This is a genomic window from Actibacterium sp. 188UL27-1 (assembly GCF_016901225.1).
Classification (GTDB): domain Bacteria; phylum Pseudomonadota; class Alphaproteobacteria; order Rhodobacterales; family Rhodobacteraceae; genus 188UL27-1.
Window position 1 is genome coordinate 1 of record NZ_JAFEUL010000036.1, and the last position, 9,718, is coordinate 9,718.

The window sequence follows — 9,718 nt, forward strand, 5'->3', positions numbered from 1 at the left end:
CAGCAAGCTCTATGAACGCACCAGCATCATCATCACCACCAACCTCAGCTTCTCAGAATGGGCACAGGTCTTCGGTGACGCAAAGATGACCACAGCGCTCCTCGATCGGCTCACACACCGCTGCCGCATCCTCGAAACCGGCAATGACAGCTACCGCTTCAAGGCCAGCGCTGAGGCCGCAAAGAAAACAGAAAAGGAGACCAAAACATTGACCGCGTCATAGACAACGACGCATAACTGAGGGTGGGTCAAATCTCGGTGAAAATACCGGGTCAGTTCTCAGTGACATTCAACAGGACCAAATCTGTCAGCGGATCAGCCGAAAATCCGTTTGGATCAGGCAATGCGGTGATGGTATCTTCTCTCATGTGGCATATCCCTTTCTCTGCAGAGAATTGACGGCGACTTGAACACTGCCATGATATGCCGCCCCTCAGGGCCATCACCAACTTTCAGCTGTTTCTCAGCCAAAGGCATCGGAAGCCTTTACATTTTGCCGGAAGCTTCAGGTTACGATTTAACAGTCATCCTGCCGATCATTCTCTTTCTGCAACGCCTTTAGGTTGGCCATCTCCGATCGCCCCATCCCACCAAACCGCTTGCCCCATGCGTAGTAGGTCGCATCACTGACACCAGCCGTTCTGCACGCTGTCGCAACATCCGAACCAGACGCCAGACTCAGCTCAACCTCAGGCAAAAGCCGCAGAATATCCTCATGCGAATACCGGCTCCGTGCGATCCATCCCATCTCCAAAGCTAGGCCAACTTTGGCACAGTTTTAGGGGGCCAAGGCAAATTCCCTTATGTGACGTCGTGTGATCATTTTTGGTTTTTCGAGACGAAGATATGCGGGTGTCAGTTTCTCATAGCGGCGGGGGTCACGCCGAAGACCTTGCGTATCACCACCGTCATATGCGCTTGGCTTGAAAAGCCTGCGTCATAGGCGATCTGGCTCAGAGGCTCGCGCGTGCCGATGATCAGATCTCGGGCGTATTCGGCGCGACGGCGCAGGATGAAAGCGTAGGGCGTTTCACCGACCATAGCCCGGAAAACAGAGGAGAAGCGGGACGACGACAGGCATGCCGCATCGGCCAGATGGCTAATCGACAGGTCGGAATCGCAGAGCCGTGTCTCGATGAGATCTATGGCGAGGTCGATATTGAGCTTACGCCCTGTGCGGTTCCAGCGTTCAATCTCACCGTCGATATCGCCATTGAGTGCTGCAAGCTGTGCTATCCCGCGGGTGGCGATGCCCAAGGCCAGCGCCTCGACCGTCAGTTTATCGGTCGAGGCAACGGATCTGGCCGCCCGCATCAGGTGCCGGATCGCGGATCGGCCAATGTCGGCAGCAACATCGTCTTTCCGCCATACAATAGGCCTGTCTCGAGTCGCGTAGGGGATTTCTGCAGCCTCCATCCACGCTGCCATCACGTCATCCCTGACCTCAAGGACGCAGCCGGGAAGAGGATTGTCCACATGTAAACGAAGCTCAGTGCCCTTCGGAGCATAAAAAATGGACTCAGGTGTGGCTCGTAAGGTTTCAAGCTTGTCGGAATTTAGTGCGAGATCATGAGCGGCACTGCCCAGATTGATGTCGAACGTGTTGAACCCAATCTTGTGCTTCAGGTCACATTTACCCGGCGGGAGAAGCATCAGGCGCATCCCGCCAAGATCGGTTTCATGGGCCATCGGTGGGACGCGATTGTCTGGCCTGGCCTTATGGGCATTTCGGATCACATACGTCATCATCAGTTACCTGAGTTCATCTCCGTGAAGGTCAATGCCTACATCCTATCTGTAGGTGTCGTTGCAAAATCACGCGCTTGATTTCAGTTGCGTTCGCCCCAGACGAGCAATCCGCCCGGCTTTACAGATCTTGTTGATACTAGTTTGAATCTCGAAATATCCTGGTTAGCCGTTGGAGACGTCGATCTGGGCTTCGAGCCGATCTGCATGGCTCTGGATCTCAGTATGCAAGGCCGGGTCGGCGCGTTTTTTTGTCAGATCGAGGGTATGGCGCAGGCCATGCAGCAGATCTGACGCACCGCTGCGAATTTGGTTTTCCACATTTATGGTACTCGCCACTGGTTCCGACAAAGCTACCAGATGGCGTGCAGTATCATGAAGCAATCCATGCCAGCCGAAGAAACGTGGATCTTGGGCACGAACGTCGATGACGGTCAGTCGAAAGTAGAGCGACGCAGATAAAACGAAGTTACAACTCAGCTGCTCGTCGATGATGGTTGCGTAGTCGTCCGGCATTGCTGCGCCCCCCTAATCTCTTTGACTGATAGCTTGCTTCAGCGAGCCGCCCATTTCTTTCAGAATCCTATCAATTCTAGACAACACCGCTCATCGCGTTTCTTCGCTGGGTGCAGATCTTGCCAAAGAAACACGGCAAAACCTCATGCGTGATTGAGCAAAATGGCCCGACAAACTGCACCGACGGAAAACAAAATGTCGATTGTGGCGTGCTCTGTCTCGCAATACGATAAAGAAGTACCTGCGCGAAGGCGCTGTCGAGCCGAAGTTCAAGATGCCACCGCGGCCGAGAAAATTGGACCCGTATGCGGATCGTTTGTCTGCTTGGCTTTTGATCTAGACACGGAAGCCACGCAAAGAGCGGCGCTCTGTGAAGCAGATGCATGCTGATCTCGTGAAGCTGGGATACCACGGCTCCTATAATGCCGGCGCACACAACCGGTCCGTCATCGCCTCCCTGATCGAAACCTGCAAACTCAACGGCGTTGAGCCTTTGGCCTATCTTAAAACCACCCTTGAACTTATTGCCCAGGGCCTCCCCAAGGACAGTCTGCAAGAACTCCTGCCGTGGAACTTCAAACCGTCAAGCGCATAGTCGCGTGGGGCTCAGACACCACTTACCGTTCAGGCGTTAGGTTTCCTTTCGAAGTTGATTAGCTGGTCATAGTGCCACTCGCGCCTATACGTTCAGTAGAAATGGTTGCGGCGTTGTTGTCTCGGTATTGAGACAACCCAGAAGAAACACGCGTATTTTTCAGTAAAATTTCGGGAGAAGGCTAAGACTCGCGACAGTGCGGTCATGCCTGTGCAGTATGTTTGTGGCTCGGGTCTGTATTGACAAAAATAAGGGATCTGTTGCGTTAGCGCCGAGGCCGCCATGTGCTCCTTTGGTTGTTAAGACTAGGCAGTCGCCTTGAACAGGTTTGCGACGAATGCCACTTCGGTCAAGACACCGGGCTCGTTGTTTGCGAAATGGCCCTTTTTGATGGCCCGGTGGGTTTCGATGCCTTTCAGAGTGTTCTTGGCGGAGGTCATCTTTCGGAAGTCCCGTTTTGGTCGCAGAAGCTGTTTCAGGGCGGTGTGGGCGGCTTCGATCCGGTTGTCGAGATACTTGCGGTCGACATGCCGGATGCGGTCGTCGGGACCATTCCCGAAATTCATCTCCTCGATCACCTTGGCATAACTGGGTGCCTTGTCCTTTGCCCGGCAGGGCATTGCTTGCGATGTTCGAGAGGGAGTGGCGATGGTCATCGGCTGGTAACATCGGACAGTCTCGCTGGCCTGGCGCATGAACGCCCTTGCGGCATTGGCGTTTCGGCGTGCCGTTAATCGGAAATCGATGAGCTGTCCCCGCTGGTCCACGGCTCGCCACAGGTAACGCCACCTGCCGTTCACTCGAACGTAGGTCTCATCCACATGCCATAAGCGCGCTTCCGGATCTCCGGCCCAAACTTCTGGACCCAACGGTAAATGGTGACGGCGTCGACCGTGACCCCACGCTCGGCCAATAGATCGCGTACATCACGATACGACAGTGGATATCGGCACTACCAACGGACCGCCATGGAGATCACATCCGTCGGAAATCGGTGCTGTTGGAAAGGATTTCGACGCATCGTACGGTCACCTTGCACGCTTTGACCTAAACGTGGCTTGCAAGATGAGCCAACGCAACAGAGCCCAACAGATACATGTAAAGCAACCAGCGGATTATGAAATAAGCAGAAGGATAAAATTGATACCGATGCCGAGTGAAATAACTCACGCGCAGCTGTTTTAGCTAGAGAGGTATTCAATATGCGCAGACTACTCCCGTTCGCGTTCCTCACGCTCTCCTCATTTGCGGTCAACGCTCAGCAAGTCGATTACGAAGGCATGCAAGCCGGTCTTAGTATGCTTGAAACGAATGTTGACCGAATTCTGGACGCTAATGGTTTTGATGAGGTTGATCCAACCAGTCTGAGCCTCAACACGATTGTCGAAATCATTGGCGTGGCAAGCGACGATGACCGCTCAGGACCCGTCAAACAGGGAATTGAAGCGGCACTCACGCGATGGCGTCCCCCCACCGAGTAATACTACGACCCACCGCCTTTCAAGGGAGAGGCGGTGGGCATACTTGATGGAGGACAACGCATGTTATTGAAAAATTTTGCAAAAATAGTAGCATGTACCCTGACGCTAAACAACGCAGTAGCTCAAGAGATGGGTACAGGGCGTATTGAGCAGGTGTCTCGCCATATGGGTGAGATGTCGATGCAGATGGACCTGTCTGACGAGACGAACAATGAGTCTCAGCCGGTACAAGAGACGCTTCGATTTGAGCCTTGGCAGATGTTAGACGATCTGTTTCGCGACGATGTTGTCTTCTTGATGCGCCATGGCCCAACCGATTGGTCGCGGCGAGACATGGTCAATGTGGCACCTACGGACTGTTCGAATCAACGTGTAATGACCGGTGAAGGTCAGGAACAAATTCGCAAAATGGGGATCCTGTTGGCTGGGAACGGTATCATTCCCGGCCGCATTGTTGTCAGTGAATGGTGTCGCAATCATCAAACCCTCGATGCTCTCATCGATGGTATCTCCTTACTCGACCCCGAATTTCGCGACCGAACGGAAATTGAAGTAAACTCAGCGGCTAACCTGCTCCTTTCATTGCAGGGCGCACCGAATGTGACTGAATTGAGAGAAATGATTTCATCATGGCATGGGGACAAAGACGGTCCCCTTATGATCATTTCTCATTTCACCAACATTGCTGAATTAACGGAATTCAATGTTTATGAGGGCGAGGCGTTGATCGTAGATCCAGATCGCAACAATCGTATTCTGGGTTATATTCGGCTTAAAAGTGCGGCGCCCGATGAAGGACATTTTGATGATAAAGTTGCGAGGTAGAGTAAGGGGCTGGGCGATAATGTCGTGTTAACTCGGGTGATGCGGGTGTGTGTGGCAAATTCAGGCGATATCCGCCGCAGATTTTCAAGCGTCGATGGCTTCCATCCGATGATATCTGATTTGGCTTGCGAAACGGTGTTGGGCTGGAGCGAAGAAGCGATTCCGTGCAGCGGAGCAGCCGGACACGTATTGTTGCAGTCCACCAGGGGGAAGCGTCCTGAGTTCTGTGTATTTGGGCAGGTGCATGCGGTTTCAGATACTCAAGCTTTGAAGAGCTCGGTGACCGGCTCTGTTGCGTTAGCGCCGAGGCCGCCATGTGCCCCTTTGGTTGTTAAGACTAGGTCATGTTGACCAATGGCGCAGCCAAAGCCGGATTGACGTGATGTCTATGAAGCGGAGGTAGCTTTCAGCAGTTTTGTCGTATGGAGTGGCGACGCGGCGGGCGTTTTTGAGCTTGTTGAAGCAGCGCTCGACCATGTTCCGCAATCGATAAAGCCCGCGATCCACGCCCACGCGCATCTTGCGCATCTTGCGCATCGGAATTTGGGTCATGACATCGCGGTCAGACATGGTTTTCCGAATGCGATCAGCATCATAGCCTCGATCCGCCAGCAGCACACGCGGCTCTGGCAGATTTCTATCCATGACCAAATCAAAGCCCAGATAATCCGACATTTGTCCTGGCGTAATATCCGTTCTCATAGGCAACCCGTGCGCATTGACGCGGAGGTGGATCTTGGTCGTGAACCCACCTCTTGAACGGCCAAAACCCTGTCTCGGAGTCCCCCTTTTGCGCCCGCAGCCTGATGATGCGCGCGGATCACAGTGCTATCGATCATCTGCAGAGCGTCGGGGACGGCTCCGCTTTGGTTCAACGCCTCAAGGAGGTCTTCCCACAAGCCCGCCAAAGTCCAGCGTCGGAATTGACGATACACGCTCGACTATTTCCCGAACTCTTCGGGCAAATCTCGCCACGGCGATCCAGTGCGTGCGATCCAGAATATCCCATCCAAAACAAGGTGGTGATTGGTTGGTTTGCGGCCATTCGGGGCGCGGATCGCGAGAATAAAGTGTTCAAACAGCGACCACTCGTCATCGCTCATAAGGTCTCGGGGCAAGCTGGTCTCCATAGCAGATACCAGCTTGAATCATGCCTGTACGTCAGTGTGAACCCCTTTTGTCAACACAGCCTAGGCAGTCGCCTTGAACAGGTTTGCAACGAATGCCACTTCGGTCAAGACGCCGGGCTCGTTGTTCGCGAAATGGCCCTTTTTGATGGCCCGGTGGGTTTCGATCCATTTCAGAGTGTTTTTGGCCAAGGTCATCTTTCGGAAGTCCCGTTTTGGTCGCAGAAGCTGTTTCAGGGCGGCGTGGGCGGCTTCGATCCGGTTGTCGAGATACTTGCGGTCGACATGTCGGATGCGGTCGTCGGGACCATTCCCGAAATTCATCTCCTCGATCACCGTGGCATAGCTGTGTGCCTTGTCCTTTGCCCGGCAGGGCATTGCTTGCGATGCTCGAGAGGGAGTGGCGATGGTCATCGGCTGGTAACATCGGACGGTCTCGCTGGCCTGGCGCATGAACGCCCTTGCGGCATTGGCGTTTCGGCGTGCCGTTAATCGGAAATCGATCAGTTGTCCCCGCTGGTCCACGGCGCGCCACAGGTAACGCCACCTGCCGTTCACTCGAACGTAGGTTTCATCCACATGCCATAAGCGCGCTTCCGGATCTCCGGCCCAAACTTCTGGACCCAACGGTAAATGGTGGCGGCGTCGACCGTGACCCCACGCTTGGCCAATAGATCGCGTACATCACGATACGACAGTGGATATCGGCAATACCAACGGACCGCCATGGAGATCACATCCGTCGGAAATCGGTGCTGTTTGAAAGGGGCCCGTCGCGACATGCCCACCTCCTAAAGCCATTGCCCACCAGTCGCGGCTGAAAACCGTGCTAACGCAACAGAGCCATTCAGACATAGCGGACCATGCTGGAACCAATCCTGTCGTTGTCCGGCGGGGTTTGGGAGAGTTGTGCAAAGCCGGGTTGCTGACCTCGGAGCGTGGTCCGTCCGGCGGCTGGCGGCTCGTATGGCGATCGCACGACATCACTCTCGCCGATATTTACGTGCGCTTGGAGAAAGCCTGGTCGCGTCCCGTTTGGACCTTGAACCGCATTCCTGCCAGGTTGAGCGGCATTTGGAAGCACAGGTGAACAAAATCTTGAATGAAGTCGAAGCTACCGTGATAGATCGACTGTCGTGTACAACGCTTGTTGAAGTCGATGGCGGTAAACCTTTGGGAAAAGACTTGTAATGTTGCGCAGTATCGCTCTCCTTCGAAATCTTGGCCCGATTGGGGGCAACTACGACATGTGCCCGGCTGCATGATGGACCAACTTCCTTTATGGCAATGGACGGCATCCGACATCGCAATGGCGACGCGGCGCGGGTCACTCGGTGTTCTTGACGTGACCGAAGCCGCGATTGCACAGATGGAAGCCGCCAATCCGGCACTGAATGCCGTGGTCGAAAGCCTGGCGGATGAGGCGCTGGCGGAAGCGGCGGCTCTCGACCGCAGCACTGCACCCAAGGGTCCGTTGCATGGCGTGCCGGTCACGATCAAGATCAATGTCGACCAGAAAGGCCATGCGACATCTAACGGTGTGGTCGCCTTCAAAGACGTGATTGCCCCGGAAGACGCGCCAGTGGTGCGCCATCTGAAGGCGGCGGGTGCAGTTGTCATCGGTCGCACAAATACACCTGAATTCTCATTCCGAGCGGATACCGACAACCCGCTCTACGGTCGGACGCACAATCCTTGGGGGCCGCATATCTCGGCGGGTGGGTCATCCGGCGGAGCGGGCGCGGCTGTTATGGCCGGGATCGGTGCGCTCGCGCATGGCAACGACATCGGTGGCTCGCTTCGGTTTCCGGCATCCGCAAATGGGGCGGTTACGGTCAAACCTGGCTTGGGGCGGGTGCCCGCGTTCAACCCCAGCCAAACTGCGGAACGTGGGCTATTGGCACAGTTGATGTCGGTTCAGGGTTTGATAGCACGAAACGCGTCTGATCTGCACTTCTCTATGCCGATCTTGATTGCACCGGACCCGCGCGACCCGTTTCACGTTCCAATGCCGTGGCGTGGCACGCCGCTTGCGTCCCCAATCCGGGTCGCCGTGGCGCGCGATGACTTCGGCTTTGGCATGCATCCCGTGATGGCCACGGCGCTCGACAACGCGGCCTCGGCATTATCCGACGCCGGATATGCGGTTGAAGAAATCGAGCCGCCGCTCACGCAGGAAACCGGTGAGGTCGGTTATCGAACATTATTGAGCGAAGTTCGCGAATTGCTTGGACCCGACATCCGGAAATTTGGTTCGTCTGAAATCAACACGATCTTTGATGAGTATTACAGCCAGTTCCCACCTTACGAGGGAACGGAGTTTCTCAGGATGCTGGCAAAGCGGACTTACTATGCACGGCAATGGGCGCTCTTCCTCGATGACTATCCCCTGGTTCTGACGCCATTCCTGTTGAAACCGTTCTTTTCGCCCGGACGCGATGTCGAAGGCCCAGAAGGCGTACGGGACGCCCTCGGATGTTCGCATTGGTCGTTCATCATGAACTTCCTTGGCTTACCGGCTGGCAACCTCCCAACGCATATCGCAGAGATTGACGGCGGCCCGCGTCCCTTCGGCGTTCAAATCGCCGGGCGCAGATGGCGCGAAGATCTGATCGTAGACGCGATGCAGGCCGTTGAGGCGCGCATCCCTCCTGCCTGCACAACCCTTTGGGCAAGAAACTAGATTTGCCGATGCCTTTCAGAGTGTTTTTGGCCAAGGTCATCTTTCGGAAGTCCCGTTTTGGTCGCAGAAGCTGCTTCAAAGCAGCGTGGGCGGCTTCGATCCGGTTGTCGAGATACTTGCGGTCGACATGTCGGATGCGGTCGTCGGGACCATTCCCGAAATTCATCTCCTCGATCACCGTGGCATAGCTGTGTGCCTTGTCCTTTGCCCGGCAGGGCATTGCTTGCGATGCTCGAGAGGGAGTGGCGATGGTCATCGGCTGGTAACATCGGACGGTCTCGCTGGCCTGGCGCATGAACGCCCTTGCGGCATTGGCGTTTCGGCGTGCCGTTAGCCGGAAATCAATGAGTTGTCCCCACTGGTCCACGGCGCGCCACAGGTAACGCCACTTGCCGTTCACTCGAACGTAGGTTTCATCCACATGCCATAAGCGCGCTTCCGGATCTCCGGCCCAAACTTCTGGACCCAACGGTAAATCGTCGCTGCACCGACGGTGTACCGCCACCCAGGGCGATAGCTGCCAGCGCGATGGAAACTTTCTTCGGTAGGACGGGTTTCGCCGCCAAGTCCCGCGTCAAAGACAGCCCCGTGAACCCAGCAACCAACGCGACCACACAGGACAAGAGGTGGTTCGGTTCGTTTGAACAGTTTGGAGCCGTTTCTTAGGTGGATTTCCCGCTCGTTTATGCCGCCACCGGGATTGGTTTCGACGGGTTGAGATATGCCTGATCGGGGGGTTGCCCGT

Annotated in this window: 11 protein-coding genes and 3 pseudogenes; 7 read left to right on the forward strand and 7 right to left on the reverse strand. The window is 55.3% G+C overall.

Features of this window, described 5'->3' with window-relative positions:
- Positions 1–223: ATP-binding protein (locus tag IU397_RS22710; RefSeq protein WP_204417888.1), on the forward strand; the 223-nt coding region annotated here is incomplete at its 5' end.
- Between the two features lie 294 nt (positions 224–517).
- Here IU397_RS22710 and IU397_RS24080 read toward each other — a convergent pair.
- From IU397_RS24080 to IU397_RS22725, 3 genes are all read right to left on the reverse strand, one after another.
- A complete protein-coding gene (locus IU397_RS24080) occupies positions 518–748 on the reverse strand; it encodes a transposase (protein ID WP_204417890.1) in 231 nt (76 codons plus the stop codon).
- Positions 749–855: 107 nt separating this feature from the next.
- On the reverse strand, positions 856–1,746 hold the full coding sequence (locus tag IU397_RS22720) for an AraC family transcriptional regulator (protein WP_204417892.1): 891 nt from the start codon (positions 1,744–1,746) through the stop codon (positions 856–858).
- 165 nt (positions 1,747–1,911) lie between these two features.
- Positions 1,912–2,262, reverse strand: coding sequence for a hypothetical protein (locus tag IU397_RS22725; protein ID WP_204417894.1), 351 nt, complete (start codon positions 2,260–2,262; stop codon positions 1,912–1,914).
- A gap of 214 nt (positions 2,263–2,476) precedes the next feature.
- On the opposite strand from IU397_RS22725, the pseudogene IU397_RS24085 reads away from it, so the two are divergent.
- A pseudogene (locus IU397_RS24085) lies at positions 2,477–2,686 on the forward strand (IS21 family transposase); the annotation flags it as partial.
- Between the two features lie 36 nt (positions 2,687–2,722).
- The gene (locus tag IU397_RS22735) at positions 2,723–2,857 is read left to right on the forward strand and encodes a transposase domain-containing protein (RefSeq protein WP_370541763.1); all 135 of its coding nucleotides are present in this window, start codon (positions 2,723–2,725) and stop codon (positions 2,855–2,857) included.
- A 305-nt stretch (positions 2,858–3,162) separates the two neighbouring features.
- Here the strand turns inward: IU397_RS22735 and IU397_RS22740 are convergent, their stop codons facing one another.
- Complete coding sequence (locus IU397_RS22740; protein WP_370541761.1) at positions 3,163–3,678, reverse strand: DDE-type integrase/transposase/recombinase; 516 nt, start codon at positions 3,676–3,678, stop codon at positions 3,163–3,165.
- A 381-nt stretch (positions 3,679–4,059) separates the two neighbouring features.
- Between IU397_RS22740 and IU397_RS22745 the strand changes: the two genes are divergently transcribed.
- Together IU397_RS22745 and IU397_RS22750 are read left to right on the forward strand one after the other, a co-directional pair.
- A complete protein-coding gene (locus tag IU397_RS22745) occupies positions 4,060–4,338 on the forward strand; it encodes a hypothetical protein (protein ID WP_204417896.1) in 279 nt (92 codons plus the stop codon).
- A gap of 60 nt (positions 4,339–4,398) precedes the next feature.
- Positions 4,399–5,163 (forward strand): histidine phosphatase family protein, encoded by a 765-nt coding sequence (locus IU397_RS22750; RefSeq protein WP_204417898.1) that lies wholly within the window; start codon positions 4,399–4,401, stop codon positions 5,161–5,163.
- A gap of 342 nt (positions 5,164–5,505) precedes the next feature.
- Here the strand turns inward: IU397_RS22750 and IU397_RS22755 are convergent.
- Positions 5,506–6,293, reverse strand: a pseudogene (locus tag IU397_RS22755) (IS5 family transposase).
- A gap of 60 nt (positions 6,294–6,353) precedes the next feature.
- Positions 6,354–6,869 (reverse strand): DDE-type integrase/transposase/recombinase, encoded by a 516-nt coding sequence (locus IU397_RS22760; protein ID WP_370541762.1) that lies wholly within the window; start codon positions 6,867–6,869, stop codon positions 6,354–6,356.
- Positions 6,870–7,116: 247 nt separating this feature from the next.
- Here IU397_RS22760 and IU397_RS24090 point away from each other — a divergent pair, with 247 nt between their 5' ends.
- Entirely contained in the window at positions 7,117–7,380 is a 264-nt protein-coding gene (locus IU397_RS24090) for an Rrf2 family transcriptional regulator (RefSeq protein ID WP_204417900.1), read from the forward strand.
- A gap of 174 nt (positions 7,381–7,554) precedes the next feature.
- Positions 7,555–8,973, forward strand: coding sequence for an amidase (locus tag IU397_RS22770; protein WP_204417902.1), 1,419 nt, complete (start codon positions 7,555–7,557; stop codon positions 8,971–8,973).
- 49 nt (positions 8,974–9,022) lie between these two features.
- On the opposite strand, the pseudogene IU397_RS23495 reads toward IU397_RS22770, so the two are convergent.
- Positions 9,023–9,478: pseudogene (locus IU397_RS23495) on the reverse strand (DDE-type integrase/transposase/recombinase); the annotation flags it as partial.
- Positions 9,479–9,718 lie beyond the last annotated feature (240 nt).

Bases quoted from the DNA above. Each gene is read 5' to 3' on its own strand.
- IU397_RS24080 (WP_204417890.1), bottom strand. From the start codon at position 748: ATGGGATGGATCGCACGGAGCCGGTATTCGCATGAGGATATTCTGCGG.
- IU397_RS22720 (WP_204417892.1), bottom strand. From the start codon at position 1,746: ATGACGTATGTGATCCGAAATGCCCATAAGGCCAGGCCAGACAATCGC.
- IU397_RS22725 (WP_204417894.1), bottom strand. From the start codon at position 2,262: ATGCCGGACGACTACGCAACCATCATCGACGAGCAGCTGAGTTGTAAC.
- IU397_RS22745 (WP_204417896.1), top strand. From the start codon at position 4,060: ATGCGCAGACTACTCCCGTTCGCGTTCCTCACGCTCTCCTCATTTGCG.
- IU397_RS22750 (WP_204417898.1), top strand. From the start codon at position 4,399: ATGTTATTGAAAAATTTTGCAAAAATAGTAGCATGTACCCTGACGCTA.
- IU397_RS22770 (WP_204417902.1), top strand. From the start codon at position 7,555: ATGGACCAACTTCCTTTATGGCAATGGACGGCATCCGACATCGCAATG.